The sequence below is a fragment of the Cupriavidus sp. FW305-3-2-15-C-LB2 genome, assembly GCF_058787575.1.
Genome location: NZ_JBYSZW010000003.1, coordinates 149,503 through 167,781, shown reverse-complemented (window position 1 = coordinate 167,781; position 18,279 = coordinate 149,503). Strand labels below are relative to the sequence as shown.

The following is an 18,279-nucleotide window of genomic DNA, read 5'->3' as shown; positions in this document are numbered from 1 at the left end:
ATGTCCATCGATATCAAGTTTGACGGCCCGTACGCGATCCTCACGCTCAACCGGCCCGAAGCCCGCAACGCCTTGCAGTTCACGATGATCGAAGCACTGTCGTACACGCTCGATCAGGTGGCAGCCTCCGGCGCTCGCGCGCTCATTGTGACTGGGGCCGGGCCGAAGGCGTTCTGCGCCGGCGCCGACATCAAGGAACTGATGGACCGCAGCCTGATGGCACAACGCCAGGGCGCACAGCTGGGTCAACGTATCTTCGACAAGCTGGCCAGCCTGCCGATTCCGTCGGTCGCCGTATTGCATGGCTATGCCTTTGGCGGCGGGCTGGAGCTGGCCATGGCCTGTACCTTCCGTATCGCGACGGTACATGGCCGAATGGGTCTGCCGGAGATCAAGCTCGGTCTGATCCCTGGCTACGGTGGCACGCAACGTTTGCCACGCCTCGTTGGCGAAGGCCGTGCGCTGGAGATGGTGATGTCCGGACGAACAGTCGACGCGATCGAAGCCGAGCGCATCGGATTGGTGAACCGTGTGGTGGCCGCCGGCGACCCGGCCGAACTTGGCAAGGCTTTCATGTCCGAGTTCATCGGCTATAGCCGTTGCGCCTCTCAGTTCGCAAGAGAGGCAGTGGTACGCGGCATGGAGACCACGCTCGACGCCGGACTCGAGATCGAGGCCGACCTGTCCACGCTGGCCTACCAGACGGATGACTCCGTCGAAGGCATGCGCGCCTTTATCGAGAAACGCACACCGGAGTTCAAGGATGCCTGATCTCACCCAGGGCGCCGTCATCGTGACCGGCGGGAGCCGCGGCATCGGTGCCTCCATTTCCGTGGAGCTGGCACGCGCCGGCCTGCACGTTGCCTGCCTTTCGCGTTCGGGCGAACTTCCTGACGCCGGCTCGCTCGATGCCGATGCACAGAAGCGGCTGGCGGCAATACACTGCGATATCACCGATGCCGCTTCTGTCGACGCGGCATTCGCCGAGGTGCCCACTCTGTTCGGCAAGCCGATCGTCGGCCTGGTCAACAACGCGGGCATCCACCTGCAGGGGCCGTCCGCATCGTTCCCGATCGCCGACTTCGAGCGCGTGATGCAAACCAACGCCTCGTCGGTCCTGCTCGCCAGCCAGGTGGCCTACCCCTACCTGCGCGAGGCCGGCTCGGCGCTGATCGTCAACATTGGCTCGTTCTACGACAAGCTCGGCGTGCGCGGCAATGCCGCCTATTGCGCATCCAAGGCTGCCGTCGGCGCGATCTCGCGCTGCCTGGCCGTCGAATGGGCGCGCGATGGCATACAGGTCGTCAATATCGCGCCTGGCTATATCGAGACCGATCTGAACCGCGACGAGTTGAACGAAGGTGCGCTCCAGGCATTCCTCAAGAAGCGCATTCCCGTCGGAGGCCCCGGGCAGTCCGACGATATCGGACGGCTTGCCGCCATGCTGTTCCGGCTGCCCGGCCGCTTCCTGACCGGCGAGACGCTCTATGTCGATGGCGGCCAGGGCATGGCGCTGTAGCACTAGTCCACTGAATCATTGAAATGGGAGGCGAAGGACATGTCAGGCGGGATGCAGCGCAGGCGCAAAGCGCAGCAATAGCACGGCTATTGCGAGCATTTGCAACGACGCGATGCGCCCGCATGACATGGCAGGCGCCGACCAATTTCAGTGATTCAGTGGACTGATCCGGGCGGTTCACAGCCCACCAACGGAGGAAGACATGAACATGCTGGACCGGATGGACGCGCGGCTGCCGCTATCGTCCGAGGAACGCATGCTCCTCGACAGCGTCAAGGAGCTTTGCAACACCCAGATCGCGCCACGGGCGGCCGAGTACGACCGCACCGGGGTGTTTCCCTGGGAGAACGTGAAAGCCATCAATGAACTGGGCCTGAACGCCATGTTCATCCCTGACAACTATGGCGGCGCGCAACTGTCCTTCCTGAGCTATCTCGCTTGCGTGCGGGAGATTTCGAAGGCTTGTGCCTCCACCGGTATTGTCTGGGCCACGAACTTCCACGCCATTAAGCCGCTGATCCAGTACGGGAGCGAAGAACAGAAGAGTCGTCTGCTGCCGCGCATTGCCGAAGGCGGCCTGGCGTCGCTGGCAATCACCGAGCCCTCTGCGGGATCGGATGCCACTGGCATGCGCACCACCTTTACCCCCGACGGTGACGACATCGTCATCAATGGCGGCAAGACCTTCATTACCAACGGCGACGTGGCCGACCTGTATCTGGTGTTCGGCAAATGGTCCGAGATCAGCGATCCGAAGGCCGCCATCTCCGTGCTGATTCTGGAAAAGGGCACGGAGGGTCTGCGCGTGCTCGGCACCGAGCACAAGATGGGCACCCGTGCGTCCAGCACGGCCAGCCTGGCCTTCGACGGCTGCCGCGTGCCACGCGCCAACCTTATCGGCGCTCCCGGCGAGGGCCTGCAGATCCTGTTCGGCTCGCTGAACCGCTCGCGCCCCAGCGTTGCCGCGCATGCCCTGGGCATTGCGCGCGCGGCGTTCGAGGATGCGGTCGACTACATCAACGAGCGGCGCCAGTCCGGCAAGCGGATCCTCGAGTTCCAGGGCATCCAGTTCATGCTGGCAGACCTGGCCACGGAGCTGGCCTTGTGTGAATCGTGGCTCTGGCGCGTGGCCGAGATGGTCGATGCCGGCGACCAGGATTTCGGCATCGAAGCCTCGATGCTCAAGCAACGCGCCACCGACGCGGCCATGCGCATCACGACCGATGCCGTGCAACTGTTCGGCGGCTATGGCTACTGCAACGACTACCGGGTCGAGCGGCTGATGCGCGACGCCAAGATTACCCAGATCTGGGAAGGAACCAACCAGGTGCACCGGCAGCTGATCGGGCGCAGCTTCCTGAAGAAATAGGAGACGAACGTGACAACCATTCAAACCGTCGGCGTCGCGGGCGCCGGCACCATGGGCGCGGGCATCGCCATCGTTGCGGCCCGCGCGGGCTTCAAGACCATCGTATTCGATGCCCGGCAGGATGCGCTGGACCGCGCCCGCGGCCAGACCGAAGCGTTCCTGAAGAAATCCGAGGAGCGCGGCAAGCTGCCGGCCGGCGCCGCCGCTGAGGCGTTGTCCCGCTGGGAGGGCACTACCTCACTGAGCGACCTGGCCAAATGCGACATCATCATTGAAGCCATCTTCGAGGATCTTGCAGTCAAGCATCAGTTGTTCGGCCAGCTCAATGAGGTCTGCCCGCCGGCTACCCTCTTCGCATCCAATACGTCCACGATCTCTATCACCGAAATCGCCGGCGGTTCCGGCCGGCCGGACCGCTTCGTCGGCATGCATTTCTGCCTGCCTGCGCAGCTGATGAAGCTGATCGAGATGTCGCCAGGCCTGGCCACTTCGGATGAGACCTTCCAGAAAGCGTGGGCCTTTGCCGAGGCAATGGGACAGAAGCCGGTGGCCACACAGGATACGCCGGGCTTCATCCTCAACTACTTCCTGATCCCGTTCAATAACGATGCGATCCGGCTGGTGGAACAAGGCGTCGCCGAGCCGGCCGACATCGACACCGCCATCAAGACTGCGCTGGGCTATCCGATGGGCCCGCTCGAGCTGCTGGACCTGGTCGGCATGGACACCCAGAAGCTGCTGTGCGAAGCCATGCATGGCCTGACCCACGAGCCGCGCGCCGCCTGCCCGCCGCTGGTGCGCCGCATGATCGCCGCCAGGCGCCTGGGCAAGAAGACCGGCAAAGGCTTCCATACCTACGGCGACACCAAGATGTTTGGAGCCTGATATGCGCTACGAAATCATACAAGCTGGCGAGAGCCGTTCCTTTCCCGAATCCCATCCCTTCCTCGAACAGGCAGCGGCGCAAGGCGACGGGCTGGTCTACCTCGGTTCGCAAGCCGGTCGCGCCTACAGCGTAGGCAAAGGACACGAAGCGCGCACCTTTGTCGCCATCGAGCTGGGCACCGAATGCCTGGGCATCCACACAGGCGAGAGCCGCGGCGTCGAAGGCTCCAATGTGGTTGGATTCGCCCGCTTTCGTCTCGGCGACGCCGACCCGAGCCCGCTGGTGGAACTCGTCAGGCAACCGGGCACGACCCCTGGCGCGATCGAAGCCGCCAAGGTGGTGTTCCAGGCTGCGGGGCTGGTTGTCGCGGTATGTCATGACTTTCCGGGTCGCATCGTCGACCGGCTGATCCGCCCGTACTTCAATGCGGCGCTGCGCCGCCTGGACGAGAAACTGGCCAGCGCCGATGACCTGGACAAGACCTTGTGCCTGGGCCTCGGCTACCCGGAGGGTCCGATCTCGCTGCTGGAACGGACTGGCCTGGCGCACCATTTCCGTGTCACTCAAGCCTTGCATGAAGCTCTCGGGCAGGAGCCTTATGCCCCGGCGCGGCGCGCGCGCGTCGCAGCGGAGCGCGAGGAACGCGAAGAGCGGGTAAAGCGATGATTGCCATGAGCCAACCCCTGACCGGTGTGAAGGTGCTGGATTTCAGCACCCTCCTGCCCGGACCGCTGTGCTCGCTGCTGCTGGCCGAGGCGGGAGCCGAAGTCATCAAGTTCGAGCGCCCCGGCCGTGGCGACGAAATGCGCGCGTATGAGCCGAAGGTCGATGACGACAGCGCGAATTTCGTGCTGCTCAACCGCGGCAAGCAATCTGTCGCGATCGACCTGAAGGCGCCTGAGACGCTGAGCCAGTTGACGCCGTTGATCCGCGATGCCGATGTCCTGATCGAGCAGTTCCGTCCCGGCGTCATGGATCGTCTGGGCCTCGGCTATGCAGCGCTTTCGGAAATCAACCCACGGCTGGTCTACTGCTCGATCACCGGCTTCGGACAGTACGGCCCGCGCGCATCAGAAGCCGCGCATGACCTGAACTATGTGGCGGCATCCGGCACGCTGTCGCTGACTGCCGGCAACGATGGTGCGCCGGTCCTGCCGCCTGCCCTCATTGCCGACATTGCTGGCGGCACCTATCCGGCCATGATCAATATCCTGCTCGCCTTGCGTCAGCGCGACCAGACCGGCAGGGGCGTTCACCTGGATGTGGCCATGGCCGACAACCTCTTTACGTTCCAGTACTGGGGGCTTGGCAACGGCGCGCTGGGATCGTGGCCCGCACCGGCGTCGGAGCTGGTCACGGGAGGCACGCCGCGCTACCAGATCTACCGTACCGCCGATGGTGCCTTCCTGGCGGCCGCGCCACTGGAAGACAAGTTCTGGGACAACTTCGTCGCACTGGTCGGGCTGGATGCGGACGCGCTGGCGCGGATGTCACCGGACCAGGCCATCGGTGCCGTTGCGGCGGCCATTTCCCGGCACCCGGTTGCCTATTGGGAAGACCGCTTCGCCGGGCAAGACGTCTGCACCAGCCGTGTGGTCAGTCTGGAAGAAGCCCGGCACGATCCGCATTTCCGGGAACGCGGCCTGTTTGACCGCACCGCTACCACTGCGGCGAACGGGAGCATGCCGGCATTGCCGGTGCCCATCGATGCCGCCTTTCGCAGCCAGGATCGCTCCGCCGCGTCCCCGGCCCTGGGAGCACACAACCAACTTCTGAATCGCTGAGGTCCAGCCGACATGAAAGCCATCGTCATCCAGGAATTCAATGCACCAGACGCCGTCACCATCGGCGACCTTCCCGACCCGCAGGTTGGCGACGGCGACGTGCTCGTCGAAGTCCGAGCCGCCGCGGTCAACTATCCCGACGTGCTGGTGGTGCAGGGCAAGTATCAGATCCTGCCGCAACGCCCGTTCGCACCGGGCAAGGATGCCGCCGGCGTGGTACGCGCCGTCGGTGCCAATGTCACCCATGTCCAACCTGGCGATCGCGTGGTGGCGCAACTGGAATATGGCGCGTTCGCCGAGCTCGTCAGCGTGCCTGCCGATTCATGCTTCCGCATCCCCGATGCCATGCCGTTCGAAGACGCTGCCGCGATGGGGCTGGCATATCAGACCGCCTACTTCGCCCTGGTGGAACGTGGCGGATTCCGTGCCGGCGAGACTGTGCTTGTCACCGGGGCTGCCGGCGGCGTCGGCTCGGCGGCCATCCAGATCGTCAAGGGTCTCGGCGGCATCGCGCTGGCCGGCGTCAGCGGTGCCGAGCACGCGCAGGCGGCACGGGAACTGGGAGCCGACGCAGTGATCGATCTTTCCGCCCCTGACCTGCGCGAATCGCTGCGCGAGCAGGTGCGCAATGCCACCTCGGGCCATGGCGCCGATGTGGTGCTTGACACCCTGGGCGGCGATGTCTTCGATGCCGCACTGCGTGCGATCGCATGGTGCGGCCGCGCGGTGGTCATTGGCTTCGCGGCCGGCCGCATCCCCGAGATCAAGGCCAACTATCTGCTGCTCAAGAACATTGGCGTCAGTGGCCTGCAGTGGAGCGACTATCGCGATCGCCAGCCGGAAAAGGTGCTGGCCGTACAGCAAGAGATCTTCAAGCTGTATCAGCAAGGTGCGCTCAGGCCGAAGATCGCCGGTGCCCTGCCCCTTTCCCGTGCCGGTGAAGCGCTGGCGCAGCTCGCCTCCGGGCAGGTGTCCGGCAAGTACGTGCTGACGCTGAACTGAGGCTTACCGAACAACCCTGGGCGAATGCCATGCCCGTCTGCAGCCGTGGGTTCCTCCTCACGGCTGCAGTGCTTTGCGGCGTCGCCCACCATCTCCTGCGATCCGGACATCATGAACACAACCTCTCCTTCGATCACCGCTATCCAGACACTGGGCATCGTCGGCACCGGCGCCATGGGCCGCGGCATCGCCCAGATCGCCGCGCAGGCAGGCCTGACCGTCAACCTGTACGACGCCAACCCGCAAGCGGTGGAAGCGGCACGCAAGTACCTGCAGGATACGCTCGGCAAGCTGGCCGAAAAGGGCAAGATCTCGGCGGCTGACGCCCAGGCCACGCTGGGCCGCGTGAAGCCGTGCGGCGCGCTGGAAGACCTGGCCGGCTGCGACATGGTGGTGGAAGCCATCGTCGAGAAGCTCGAAGTGAAGCGAGATCTCGTGGCGAAGCTGGAAGCCGTGCTGCGTCCTGACGTGGTCATCGCCTCGAACACCTCGTCGCTGTCGATCACCGCGATCGCCGTGGGCGCAAAGGAACCGGGCCGCGTGGTCGGCTACCACTTCTTCAACCCGGTGCCGCTGATGAAGGTGGTCGAGGTCATCGACGGCCTGTCCGGCAACCCGGCCGTGGGCGATGCGCTGATGGCGCTGTCGCGCCGCATGGGCCATACGCCGGTGCGCTGCAAGGACATGCCGGGCTTTATCGTCAACCATGCCGGCCGCGGCATGAATATCGAAGGCATCAAGGTCGCGCAGGAAGGCGTGGCGGAGTTCGCCGACATCGACAACATCATGCGCGAGCAGGCCGGCTTCCGCATGGGGCCGTTCGAGCTGATGGACCTGACCGGGCTGGACGTGTCGCACCCGGTGATGGAATCGATCTACAACCAGTTCTACCAGGAGCCGCGCTACCGCCCGTCGCCGATCACGGCGATCCGCTCGGTTGGCGGGCTGGTCGGCCGAAAGGCCGGCGCCGGCTTCTACCGCTACGTGGATGGCCAGAAGCAGGTCCCGGCCACGGCCGCGGCCGCGGTCCCGTCGGCCCGTCCGGCCAGCGTGTGGGTCAGCCGCGCCAGCGAACGCGGCCATGCCATGGTGACGAAGCTGCTCGGCGCGCTCGGTATCACGCCTGAAAGTGGCGACCAGCCTTCCGCCGAGGCACTGATCGTCGTCACGCCGCTGGGCCTGGACGCGACCACCACCGCGCTCCAGCAGGGCCTGGACGCCTCGCGCACGGTGGCCATCGACACCCTCCTGCCGTTCGAGGCCACCAAGCGCCGCACGCTGATGACCACGCCGGCCACTGGCGCCGCCGCGCGCGACGCCGCGCACGGCCTGTTCGCGAGCGACGGCGTGCCGGTCACGGTGATCCGCGACTCGGCCGGCTTCGTGGCCCAGCGCGTGCTCTGCTGCATCATCAACATCGCCAGCGATATCGCGCAGCAGCGCATTGCCTCGCCCGCGGACATCGACCTGGCCGTGAACCTGGGCCTGGGCTACCCGAAGGGCCCGCTGGCCCTGGGCGACGCCGTCGGCCCGCAACTGGTGCTGGAGACGCTGCGCAACATGGAAGCCCTGACCGGCGACATGCGCTACCGCCCGAGCCCGTGGCTGTGGCGCCGCGCCGGCCTGGGCCTGTCGCTGCTGACGGACGAGGCTTGATCGCCCCCCGACCATCAAAGACCGCAGTGCAGCCAGAGGTCGCTCCCCTTTCGCTCATTCTCCAATCGCCAGCGTATGCGCGTGTCCATCTGCGCGGGCTGCGTTTCCCGTTCCCCGTGATTGCAGAGGTCATCGAAGGTGATTGTGAGCTCAACGTGCCGGGTCAGATGCGTGCAACCCACGACGGTGGATGGCACGCGATCCGCCCGCTCGAGTCGCCACACCTTGTGCTGGCAGAGCGCGCCCGCGTAGCGTTCCGGCAGCTGCCGTGGTCCGGTCAGCGGATACGGGTAGAAGAGCGATCGCACAAGCCAATTGCGAGTAGCCTGGCTATGGCGGTGTTCCAGGCACCGCAAAAGCCGTGGCGGCTCGCATCGGCGTCGCGAGAGCTCCGCATCGATCAGGCGGGTCAATTGTCCCGAACCTTGTTGAGTGAAGGCGAGAGCTTTGTCGATCTGGTGGCGACGCAGCGCCTGATGCGCGCGCTGTTTGACCTCGCCGGCGCCGACCGGGAAGCTGCAAGGGTCGGATCCTATGGCTTCCCGGATCGCGCTCGCTTCGAAGATGCGATCTTCGATCGATTCGGGGTGAACGCTTCACTGCTGCATCGTCTGCTGAATGGCCGCTAGCAAGGGCGAACAACCTGCCCGCGGCGCCCCGTAGCGATGACTTAGCCGGCCGACCGCGTGCTGCCGGCCGTCTTTCTAGCAATCATCGTCCGGACGGAAGCCGGCCAAGGACCGCCCCAACCAGTCCTTTCCGGAACAACAGAACGCACAGAATGAAAATGACACCGGTCACGAGCGTCACTGACTCGCCAAGGGATGCGAACCAGTCGATCCCGGTGACATTGGCAAGTCCGGCACCTATCTCGCCCAGCTTGTTCTCCAGGATCACAATGACGAGCGCACCGGCGACTGGCCCGCTCAACGTCCCCATCCCGCCCACCAGCGTCATCAGGATGACTGCCCCCGACATGGTCCAATGGACGTCGGCCAGCGTCGCAAAGCCAAGCACCAGCGCTTTCATCGCTCCCGCCAGTCCCGCCAGCGCGGCCGACAGCACGAAGGCCATCAGCTTGAAGCGGTCTGTACTGTAGCCCAGCGAGATGGCGCGACTCTCGTTCTCCTTGACCGCCTGGAGGAGCTGGCCAAACGGGGAACTGACTATGCGGGCAATCAGCACCATCGCTGCGACAAAGACGGCGACAACGACATAGTAGAAGCTGACATCCGATGACAGGTCGATCACCCCGAACAACGCGCCGCGCGGAACGCCTTGCAAGCCGTCCTCGCCGCCCGTTTGCGGTGTCTGCAGGCAAATGAAAAAGAACATCTGTGCCAGCGCGAGCGTGATCATGGCGAAGTAGATGCCCTGGCGGCGGATTGCCAGCACGCCCATCAGAAATCCAATCGCTACGGCGGTTGCCACGCCGATCAGCAGGCTGACCTCCGTCGTGACATGCCAGTTCTTGATCGCATACCCGGCTATGTAGCCCGCGCCGCCGAACAAGGCGGCATGGCCGAACGACAGCAAGCCGGTGTAGCCGAGCAGCAGGTTGAATGCCGCGGCAAACAGCGCAAAGCACAGGATCTTCATCACGAAGACCGGATAGAAGCCAAGATGGGGCGCCAGCAACAGCAGTGCAACCAGCACGATGGAGATGTATGCCGGCGCCCGGCTTCGCACCAACGCGTCCCCACCGGCCGCCGAGGTCACCGTTGAAGGGAGAGAGAATTCGGTCATCACTTTTCCTTGCCAAACAGCCCCGCCGGACGAAGCAGCAGGACAATCACCATTACAACAAAGACCACCGTTGACGACGCTTCCGGGTAGACCACCTTGGTCAGCCCCTCGATCACGCCCAGGCCCAGACCGGTGACGATGGCGCCGAGGATCGAGCCCATTCCACCGATCACTACAACTGCAAACACCACGATGATCAGGTTCTGTCCCATCAGCGGCGACACCTGGATCACCGGCGCGGCCAGCACCCCGGCGAACGCAGCCAGTGCCACGCCGAAGCCGTAGGTCAGGGTGACCATCAGCGGCACATTGACGCCGAACGCCTCGACGACCTTGGGGTTCTCGGTGCCCGCACGCAGGTAGGCGCCCAGCTTGGTCTTCTCGATCACGAACCACGTGCCCAGGCAGACCGTGATGGAAGCCACCACGACCCAGGCGCGATAGTTCGGCAGGTGCATAAAGCCAACGTCGGTAGCGCCCTGCAGCAGCTCGGGCGCGGAGTAAGGCTGGCCCGAGACGCCGTAGATTGACCGGAACACGCCTTCGATCACCAGCGTAATACCCAGCGTGAGCAGCAGACCGTAAATATGGTCTAGCTTGTAGATCCAGCGCAGCATCGTCTTTTCGATCAGCACGCCCAACAAGCCGATGACCAGGGGCGACAGCAGCAGCATTGCCCAGTAGCTCAGCCCGACGTACTCCATGCCGGCCCACGCCAGCAGAGCGCCCAGCATGAACAGCGCACCGTGCGCGAAGTTGATCACGTTGAGCAATCCAAAGATCACCGCCAACCCCAAGCTTAGCATTGCGTAGAACGCGCCATTCGCCAGGCCGAGCAGCAACTGCGACATCAAAGCCGGCAGGGGAATTCCAAAATCAAGGTTCATTGCACTTCCCCTCGTTACACGCCGAGCAGCTCATTGAGCACCGGCATCTTGTCCTGCAGCTCGTCGGCGGCAAAGCGCTCGACGATCGCGCCGTGCTCCATCAGGTAGAAGCGGTCGGCCAGCGGCGCGGCGAATCGGAAATTCTGCTCCACCATTACCACCGTGTAGCCCTTCTTCTTGAGCATCAAGATCATGCGCGCCAGGGCCTGCACAATCACAGGCGCCAGCCCTTCCGAGATCTCGTCAAGCAGGAGCAGGTTCGCCCCGGTACGCAAGATCCGGCCCACGGCAAGCATCTGCTGTTCACCGCCGGAGAGGCGCGTGCCCTGGCTCTGCTTGCGCTCCATCAGGTTCGGGAACATGTCGTAGATCTCGGCCTTGCTCATGCCTTTTCCCGCATTGGCGCTCTTGAGTTCCGGCGGCAGCAGCAGGTTCTCTTCGCAGGACAGGCTTGAGAAGATCGCCCGCTCTTCGGGACAGTAGCCAATGCCGTAGTGCGCGATCTTGTGTGTCGGCAGGCCGATGGTTTCGTGGCCGTTGACCTTGATCGATCCCTTGCGCGTACCGGTGAGTCCCATGATCGCGCGCAGCGTTGTCGTGCGCCCGGCACCATTGCGCCCAAGCAGCGTGACCACTTCGCCACGATTGACGGTCAGGTCCACACCATGCAGGATGTGCGACTCGCCGTACCAGGCATGCAGGTCCCTGATCTCGAGGGCCGGGGTGTTGTCGTTTGCCATTACTTTTTCCCCCTCAATGCGCGCCTTGCAGCTCGGCGTCGGCCGTACCCATGTAGGCTTCCATGACGCGCGAATCCTTCGAGACTTCGGCGTAAGGGCCCTCGGCCAGAATCGCACCGCGTTGCAGTACGGTGATCTTGTCGGCAATCGACGACACGACATTCATGTTGTGCTCGACCATCAGGATCGTGCGGCCGGCAGAAACCTGCTTGATCAGCTGGGTCACGCGATCCACGTCCTCATGGCCCATGCCCTGCGTCGGCTCATCGAGCAGCATCAGTTCCGGCTCCATCGCGAGGGTGGTCGCGATCTCGAGCGCACGCTTGCGGCCGTAAGGCAGGTTGACAGTGATGGTCTCGGCGAACTCGGTCAGCCCGACTTGTTCGAGCAAATCCATCGCGCGGGCATTTAGCACGTCGAGCGAACGCTTGCTGCGCCAGAACTGGTAGGCAGTACCCAGTTGACGCTGCAGGCCGATGCGTACGTTCTCGCGTACGGTCAGGTGCGGGAACACCGCGGAAATCTGAAACGAGCGGATCACGCCCCGCCGCGCAATCTGCGCTGGCTTTTCGCGCGTGATGTCGATGCCGTTGAACAGAATGGTGCCGGCGGTCGGCTCCAGGAACTTGGTCAGCAGGTTGAAGCAGGTGGTCTTGCCCGCGCCGTTCGGCCCGATCAAGGCGTGGATCGAGCCGCGGCGTACATTCAGGTCGACTTCACTGACGGCAGTAAAGCCTCTGAATGACTTGGACAACCGCTGCGTCTGCAGAATGAAATCCGGCATAACAGGAGCAAAGCCAATCTGGAGAAAAAGGAAGCGTCTTCCGCGCGGCCGGGGCGACGCAGCGGCCGTGGAAAGACGCCCGGAGAGTGCGTAGAAGCGTGGCCAGCTGCCTGGCCACCTCAAGTTCCCTAGTGCGTCAGCCCTTGAGCGGACAGGCGCTCTTTTCCAGTGGCTCGAAGGCCTTGTCCTTGGGGATGATCTTGCGGATCTTCAGCAGGTCCCATTCGCCCTTGGACTCAGACGGCTTCTTGGCTTCAGCCAGGTACATGTCATGCGCCATCAGCCCGTTTGCCAGAATGCGGCCGTCCTTGGCAAAGAAGTCATTGACCGGCGTCGCGCGCATCTTCGCCATGACCTTGTCGGGGTCCGCGCTACCTGCCGCCTGTACCGCCTTCAGGTAGTGCGTCACCGCGGAGTACATACCGGCCTGAACCATGGTCGGCATCATCTTGGTCTGTGCGAAGAACTTCTTGCCAAAAGCGCGGGTCTCGTCGTTGTAGTCCCAGTAGAATGCCGTGGTGAACTGCAGTCCCTGCGCCGCCTTCAGGCCCATGCCTTTCAGGTCGCTATCGAAAATCAGCAGCGGCGCCACCACCTGCTTGCCAGTCCCGAGTCCGAACTCCGAAGCCTGGCGAACCGCATTCTGTGTATCGCGTCCCGCGTTGGCCAATGCAATCACCTGCGCATTTGACGCCTGTGCCTGCAGCAGGAACGATGCGAAGTCCGATGCCGCAAGCGGATGGCGGACCTTGCCGGCAACCTTCCCGCCCAGCTGCTCCACCACATTGATGGCATTCGACTCGAGCGAATGGCCGAATGCATAGTCGGCGGTGATGAAGAACCAGTCCTTCTTGCCTTCTTCCAGGATTGCGCGTGCCGTGCCGTTTGCCAGCGCGTAGGTGTTGTACACGTAGTGAATACCGTAAGGCGAGCACTGCTTGCCCGTCAGTTCCGTAGTGGCGGAACCCGCGAAGATCGTGATCTTCTTTTTGCTCTCGCCAAGTTTCTGCAGCGCCAGCGCCGAGGCCGAGTCGGTGGACTCGATGATCATTTCGACGTTGTTCCGGTCATACCACTCCCGGGCACGGGTGGAAGCAATATCGACCTTGTTCTGGTAGTCGGCACCCAACACCTCGATGGGCCGGTCCAGAACCTTACCGCCGAAGTCCTGAACCGCCATCTTGACGGCTGCGATACCGCCAGGACCGCCGATGCCGGAATAGACCCCGGACATATCTACCAAGGCGCCGATGCGGAATGGCTCCGCGGCGGAAGCCAACTGGCAAATCGCCGTCAGTGCGGCGAGTGCGCCGAAGCGCAGTGCGGGTGCATTCATGGATGTCTCCAATCGTTCGTTATCATGACGGACAGCGTTTTCCTCGAACACATTCACCGTCCATACCCGCTATCTGCAACTTCGGTGCCAGGTCCAATTACGTCCGTTTTAGCCATAAATATGCCCTTGGAGGTGTATTCGCCCCCCGCTGAGTACACTCGTGCCTGCGAACATGTATTTACCGAAGACAGTCCCAAGGCAGGCCATCGGCTACAAGTCCGGCATGCAAACCTTCTGCAAGCGCACAGCAGCGAACTCTCCTTGAAGCAGTTCTTGAAATTTTGATAGATCCGTGCAGCCAGGTTCCCTCGAAGCTCTCTGAGAAGCCTGTGAGTTCATCGTACTGGCAGCCGGCGGCGATCGCGTCGGAAGCCGCCTCGGCGCACAGCATGCCGCTCTTGATGGCGGCGTGACTGCCCTTGAGGCGCGCCGCATTCAGAAAGCCGGCGTCGCAACCGACGAGTGCGCCGTACGATCCTTTCAAGGACTTCGCCTACCTCACCGTTGCCGTGCAGGCGCCCAACGTCCTTTCGGTGCCAGCAAACTCCCGCTTCAAGACCATTCAGGACAACATCGTTTCCTACGAGAAGGCCAATCCCTGAGACGAAGACGTCCGCATCTGCCGGAAACGGGACAAGCGACCATCTCACCGCGGATCTGTTCTGGCAGAAAGGATCTGTTCTGGCAGAAAACCGGCACAACCGGGATCCACATACGTACATGGGCGGCGCCCCGGCGAAGAACGACCTGCCTGGCGGACAGGTCGACGCCACCTTCATGAATCTCAATACAGCGGTCCCGCACATCAAGGCAGGCAAGCTGCGCGCTCGCCTATCCTGCCCGACGTGCCGACCATGGAAGAGTCCGTCGTCAAGGGCGTGACGGTCTACTCCTGGCAAGCGGTTGCTATGTTCCGTTGACTAACTCGAGCATGAAGATGCTCGGCACTACATCGCAGTTGCATCGCCTGACGGCCGGAAAAGGCTGTATCGCTCAGTGAATCGCTCTGCTCAGCTAGTATCTACATCTGAGCTTCTTTGTGATGCGCCGCCCACTTGCCGGCGGCCGATGGGTTCCCGGCGCGCAGGGGCACCGTCGGAGGCTGCAGCCCGCCCGACGCGGAAAACGAACGCGCAGACCTGCCGCCACAGGAAGAAGGTCCGGCGGCGTGGCGCCGACCTATTTGTCATCGAAGAGCCAACCCACGGGAATCGCCCCGTTGATCTTGACGTCGAGGAGCACAGGCCCCTCGGGGTTCCTGAGCATCGGCGCTGCCTGTTCCAGGTCCTGCATGCTGCGAATGGTGGCCGTCTGGAAGCCCAAGGCCTCGGCAATCGGCGCAAAGTCGATATCCAGGAAAACCGTCTTTGCGGTCGGCATGTTCTGCAGCTTGAGGAAGTGGACTTCCGCGCCATAGGCACAGTCGTTCATCAGGATCACGACGAGCGGAATATCTTCCCGAACCACGGTCTCCAGCTCACCGAGCGTCATCAGCAGGCCACCGTCACCGATCACTAGTACAGTGGTGGCATCGGGTTCGCCGCGCGCGTAACCCAGTGCCGCGCCGATGCCCAGGCCGATCGAGGCGAAGTCTGTGGCCTGGCGGATGCTGCGTGGATCGGGAACGCTCAAGTAGGGCAACGCCTGCAGGAAATTGCCGGCGTCGTACACGACGTTACGGTTGCGCGGCAGGATGTTGTCCAGCGCGAGCGCGGCCGCGCGTGCATCGACGGTTCGGGGGGTGTGCTGCGGCGTGAAGTCCTTGTCCAGCGTGAAGCTGTCGAGCCAGCTCCGGTAGGACTCGCCGTGGAATTCCTTGATCTCCGGGCGGCGAGCGGGAACCGACTCAAGCAGCGCCTGGGCCGCGAGCTTTGCATCGGCCACCATGGCCACGTCGGCATCCAGCCAGCGTCCGATGTTGGCGCGGGTGCTGTCGACGTGAATCACGGGCACCTCGGTCGGTATAGCCGTTCCCATGGAGGTGGTCCGGCCGTTCAGACCGGCGCCGAACGCAAGAATGCAGTCCGCCTGCTCGATCAGCCGGCGTCCGCCGGCATGGGAATAGGAGCCCACCAGCCCGCAGTCCATCGGGTGGCCTTGGAATAGATCCTTGGCCTTGAGCGTCGTGCTGAGTGCCGCCCCCAGGTGTTCGGCCAGGGCGATCAGGTCTTCTCGCGCTCCGGCCTCGTAGGCCCCCCAGCCAGCGATGATCAGGGGGCGCTTGCTCGCGGCCAGCAGTGTGGACGCGGCCGCGAGCGCCGTCTTGCGCGGAGGACGCCTGATTATGGTCGGGGGCGGCGCGAGCGTCGGGGTGGTGGCCGAGAGGTCGACGCTGGCCCGCTGTACGTCGGTTGGCAGCAGCAGTGCCGCCGCGCCGGCATGGGCGGCACTGACCGCCTGCGCGAGCACCTGGCGGGCGCTATGGGCGTCCCTCGCGACGAAGGGCTCGAGTCCGGCTGAACGCAGCGCGCCCACGGCGTCGAAGGCCTTCAGGTCGGGGCCACAGCTGTGAGCGGGCGGCCGAAGCGCCGCGTCACCGAAGATCATCAACACCCCCGAACGGCTGCGTTGCGCATAGGTGGCCGCGTGCATGGAGTTCGCGGCGGCGGGGCCCCGTCCCAGCACCGCGACGCCCAGCTTGCCGGTGGCAGCCGCATAACCGTCGGCCATGGCGATCGCGGTGTTCTCATGTCGGCTGCCATGGAACTGAATGCCTATGGAGTCCAGGGTTGCGACGAAGAGTGCCGTATCGTCGCTAATCAAGCCGAACGCGACCTCCACGCCCATCGTCTTGATGTCCTGAGCCAATGCCTCATACACGGGCACGAGTTTCTGAGTCAATTTATCTACCTCCAACGATTGCCACACACTGCTGCCTGGGCCAGAAGGCCGTGGGTTTCAGTATCGAATGCTTGGTACAGCAACTTGCGTGTGCCACGCGATGACCACGGTGAATCTGTTGGACACTCTTTGCATCCCAGCCTATGGCGTGCGAGGCAGTGTATTCCGTGAACACAACCTGTCCATGTCGCGGACATGAAGTCGCCATGCGTGTCGCTGCCGCTTCAGGTCATCAGCACACGGCCCGAGCTGATCGATGCTCGCGCTTCCGGTGCGAGCGCGTGCGCCCGATCCATGAGGCTCTTGATCAAGCCCCCATCCCGCATGCTCGATACCAAACGCCCCGCTCGCCGAATGAGTAGCGGGGCGTTTCGGCAAAGGCGCTGGCTCAGTTGACAGCTGTCTTCGTGGCATCCTTATGCCAGGTGAAGACCACGAACTGGAACGACTTCAGGTCGCCCTGGGCATCGTATTCGACCTTGCCGATCGGGGTCTGGAAGGTCTTCTGGTGCATGAAGGCCGCAACCTTGGCGGGATCGGTGCTCTTGGTTTCACTGATCGCATCGGCGATGATCTTCACGCCCGCGTATGCGGACATCTGGAACGGACCATTGACGTCACGCTTCTTGTCGGCAAAGGCCTTGACAAGCGCAGCATTGGCCGGATCGGCCGAGAAATTGGCCGGCAGCGTCACCAGCATACCCTCGGAGGCCGCTCCGCCAATCGATGTCACATCCTTGTTGCCCACGCCCTCCGGTCCCATGAAGGTTGCCTTCACGCTCTGCTCCCGCGCCTGGCGCAGCAGCAGCCCCATTTCGGGGTGGTAGCCGCCGAAGTAGACGAAGTCCACACCCTGCGACTTGAGCTTGGTGATGATGGCCGAGTAGTCGGTATCACCTGCATTGAGGCCCTCGAACAGAACCACCGGTACCTTGGCAGCATCCAGCTCTTTTTTCACCGCAGCAGCAATGCCCTGACCATAGGACTGCTTGTCGTGCAGCACGGCCACCTTCTTGGGCTTGACCTTGGCGATGATGTACTGGGCGGCGACAGGCGCCTGCTGGTCGTCACGGCCGATGGTGCGGAAGATGAGCTTGCGCTTCTTGCCCTCGGTGATTTGCGGCGCAGTGGCAGTCGGAGTCACCATCACAACGCCTTCGTTCTCGTAGATCTCGGAAGTCGGGATAGTCGAGCCGGAGCAGACATGTCCGATGACGAACTTGATGCCCTGGCTCACGATCTTGTTCGCCACTGCTACGGCCTGCTTCGGTTCGCAGGCATCGTCCATGATGACAGGTTCGAGCTTGTTCCCACCGGCTCCGCCAGCGGCATTGATCAGTTCGATAGCGGTCAGGGCTCCGGCTTTGATCATGTCGCCGTTCTGGGCCATGGGACCGTTCATGGGGCCGGCAATGGCAATTTTGACCGTCTGGGCCTGTGCCGACAGGCCAAGGAAGGTCAACACAACTGCCGTCCCGATCGAGCGAAGGTTCTTTGTGGATTTCATGGATGTCTCCTGGGTTGAAAAAGTCAAGGGTGCTCGACTGGTGTGCGGCTTTCATTGCGCCGCTTCCAAGGTGTACCCTGAAGCGAAGGCACGCGCTCAGGTCAGAGCATCAGCACGAGGCAGCCGGCCGTGTGGCGGCGTTCTAGCGCGCGACCACCAGGGGTGTGGATGCTGACTACTTGAGCCATTGATGTTCTCCTAGTGGCTCTTGTTGCGGACACT

Annotated in this window: 17 protein-coding genes and 1 pseudogene; 10 read left to right on the top strand and 8 right to left on the bottom strand. The window is 63.3% G+C overall.

The window, feature by feature from the left end; translation table 11 throughout:
* The 9 genes from AC3WRR_RS04365 to AC3WRR_RS04325 all read left to right on the top strand — a co-directional run bounded on the left by AC3WRR_RS04365 (position 1) and on the right by AC3WRR_RS04325 (position 8,845).
* On the top strand, positions 1 to 771 hold the full coding sequence (locus AC3WRR_RS04365) for an enoyl-CoA hydratase/isomerase family protein (protein ID WP_058697538.1): 771 nt from the start codon (positions 1 to 3) through the stop codon (positions 769 to 771).
* Positions 764 to 1,519, top strand: coding sequence for an SDR family NAD(P)-dependent oxidoreductase (locus tag AC3WRR_RS04360; protein ID WP_058697537.1), 756 nt, complete (start codon positions 764 to 766; stop codon positions 1,517 to 1,519). Before AC3WRR_RS04365 ends, AC3WRR_RS04360 begins: the two co-directional genes overlap by 8 nt.
* Positions 1,520 to 1,721: 202 nt before the next feature.
* Complete coding sequence (locus AC3WRR_RS04355) at positions 1,722 to 2,888, top strand: acyl-CoA dehydrogenase family protein (protein WP_058697536.1); 1,167 nt, start codon at positions 1,722 to 1,724, stop codon at positions 2,886 to 2,888.
* Between the two features lie 9 nt (positions 2,889 to 2,897).
* Positions 2,898 to 3,773, top strand: coding sequence for a 3-hydroxyacyl-CoA dehydrogenase family protein (locus tag AC3WRR_RS04350; RefSeq protein WP_081050224.1), 876 nt, complete (start codon positions 2,898 to 2,900; stop codon positions 3,771 to 3,773).
* A gap of 1 nt (position 3,774) precedes the next feature.
* Positions 3,775 to 4,440 carry a 3-hydroxyacyl-CoA dehydrogenase family protein gene (locus tag AC3WRR_RS04345; RefSeq protein WP_058697535.1) on the top strand — a complete coding sequence of 222 codons (666 nt, stop codon included), beginning with the start codon at positions 3,775 to 3,777 and terminating at the stop codon, positions 4,438 to 4,440.
* Positions 4,437 to 5,558 carry a CaiB/BaiF CoA transferase family protein gene (locus tag AC3WRR_RS04340; protein ID WP_234788179.1) on the top strand — a complete coding sequence of 374 codons (1,122 nt, stop codon included), beginning with the start codon at positions 4,437 to 4,439 and terminating at the stop codon, positions 5,556 to 5,558. Before AC3WRR_RS04345 ends, AC3WRR_RS04340 begins: the two co-directional genes overlap by 4 nt.
* Positions 5,559 to 5,570: 12 nt before the next feature.
* Positions 5,571 to 6,560: an NADPH:quinone oxidoreductase family protein gene (locus tag AC3WRR_RS04335; RefSeq protein ID WP_058697534.1), complete on the top strand. Its 990-nt coding sequence runs from the start codon at positions 5,571 to 5,573 to the stop codon at positions 6,558 to 6,560.
* Positions 6,561 to 6,671: 111 nt separating this feature from the next.
* On the top strand, positions 6,672 to 8,216 hold the full coding sequence (locus AC3WRR_RS04330) for a 3-hydroxyacyl-CoA dehydrogenase (protein WP_058697533.1): 1,545 nt from the start codon (positions 6,672 to 6,674) through the stop codon (positions 8,214 to 8,216).
* The gene (locus AC3WRR_RS04325) at positions 8,213 to 8,845 is read left to right on the top strand and encodes a hypothetical protein (RefSeq protein WP_143010700.1); all 633 of its coding nucleotides are present in this window, start codon (positions 8,213 to 8,215) and stop codon (positions 8,843 to 8,845) included. The genes AC3WRR_RS04330 and AC3WRR_RS04325 overlap by 4 nt, the downstream gene beginning before the upstream one ends.
* A gap of 82 nt (positions 8,846 to 8,927) precedes the next feature.
* On the opposite strand, the gene AC3WRR_RS04320 is transcribed toward AC3WRR_RS04325, so the two are convergent.
* The 6 genes and pseudogenes from AC3WRR_RS04320 to AC3WRR_RS04295 form a co-directional block, all read right to left on the bottom strand.
* Entirely contained in the window at positions 8,928 to 9,962 is a 1,035-nt protein-coding gene (locus tag AC3WRR_RS04320) for a branched-chain amino acid ABC transporter permease (RefSeq protein ID WP_081050223.1), read from the bottom strand.
* Complete coding sequence (locus AC3WRR_RS04315; protein WP_058697531.1) at positions 9,962 to 10,849, bottom strand: branched-chain amino acid ABC transporter permease; 888 nt, start codon at positions 10,847 to 10,849, stop codon at positions 9,962 to 9,964. The genes AC3WRR_RS04320 and AC3WRR_RS04315 overlap by 1 nt, the downstream gene beginning before the upstream one ends.
* A 14-nt stretch (positions 10,850 to 10,863) precedes the next feature.
* The gene (locus AC3WRR_RS04310) at positions 10,864 to 11,589 is read right to left on the bottom strand and encodes an ABC transporter ATP-binding protein (RefSeq protein WP_058697530.1); all 726 of its coding nucleotides are present in this window, start codon (positions 11,587 to 11,589) and stop codon (positions 10,864 to 10,866) included.
* Between the two features lie 13 nt (positions 11,590 to 11,602).
* Positions 11,603 to 12,373: an ABC transporter ATP-binding protein gene (locus tag AC3WRR_RS04305; protein WP_058697529.1), complete on the bottom strand. Its 771-nt coding sequence runs from the start codon at positions 12,371 to 12,373 to the stop codon at positions 11,603 to 11,605.
* Positions 12,374 to 12,509: 136 nt separating this feature from the next.
* Complete coding sequence (locus AC3WRR_RS04300; protein WP_058697528.1) at positions 12,510 to 13,709, bottom strand: ABC transporter substrate-binding protein; 1,200 nt, start codon at positions 13,707 to 13,709, stop codon at positions 12,510 to 12,512.
* A gap of 288 nt (positions 13,710 to 13,997) precedes the next feature.
* Positions 13,998 to 14,178, bottom strand: a pseudogene (locus AC3WRR_RS04295) (electron transfer flavoprotein-ubiquinone oxidoreductase); the annotation flags it as partial.
* Here AC3WRR_RS04295 and AC3WRR_RS04290 point away from each other — a divergent pair.
* Positions 14,172 to 14,591: a tripartite tricarboxylate transporter substrate-binding protein gene (locus tag AC3WRR_RS04290; protein ID WP_412459398.1), complete on the top strand. Its 420-nt coding sequence runs from the start codon at positions 14,172 to 14,174 to the stop codon at positions 14,589 to 14,591. The pseudogene AC3WRR_RS04295 and the gene AC3WRR_RS04290 sit on opposite strands and share 7 nt — an antisense overlap.
* Positions 14,592 to 14,888: 297 nt before the next feature.
* Here AC3WRR_RS04290 and AC3WRR_RS04285 read toward each other — a convergent pair whose 3' ends face one another.
* Both AC3WRR_RS04285 and AC3WRR_RS04280 read right to left on the bottom strand, forming a co-directional pair.
* On the bottom strand, positions 14,889 to 16,550 hold the full coding sequence (locus AC3WRR_RS04285; RefSeq protein WP_143010699.1) for a thiamine pyrophosphate-binding protein: 1,662 nt from the start codon (positions 16,548 to 16,550) through the stop codon (positions 14,889 to 14,891).
* Positions 16,551 to 16,938: 388 nt separating this feature from the next.
* Positions 16,939 to 18,057 (bottom strand): branched-chain amino acid ABC transporter substrate-binding protein, encoded by a 1,119-nt coding sequence (locus AC3WRR_RS04280; protein WP_058697525.1) that lies wholly within the window; start codon positions 18,055 to 18,057, stop codon positions 16,939 to 16,941.
* Positions 18,058 to 18,279: the final 222 nt, after the last annotated feature.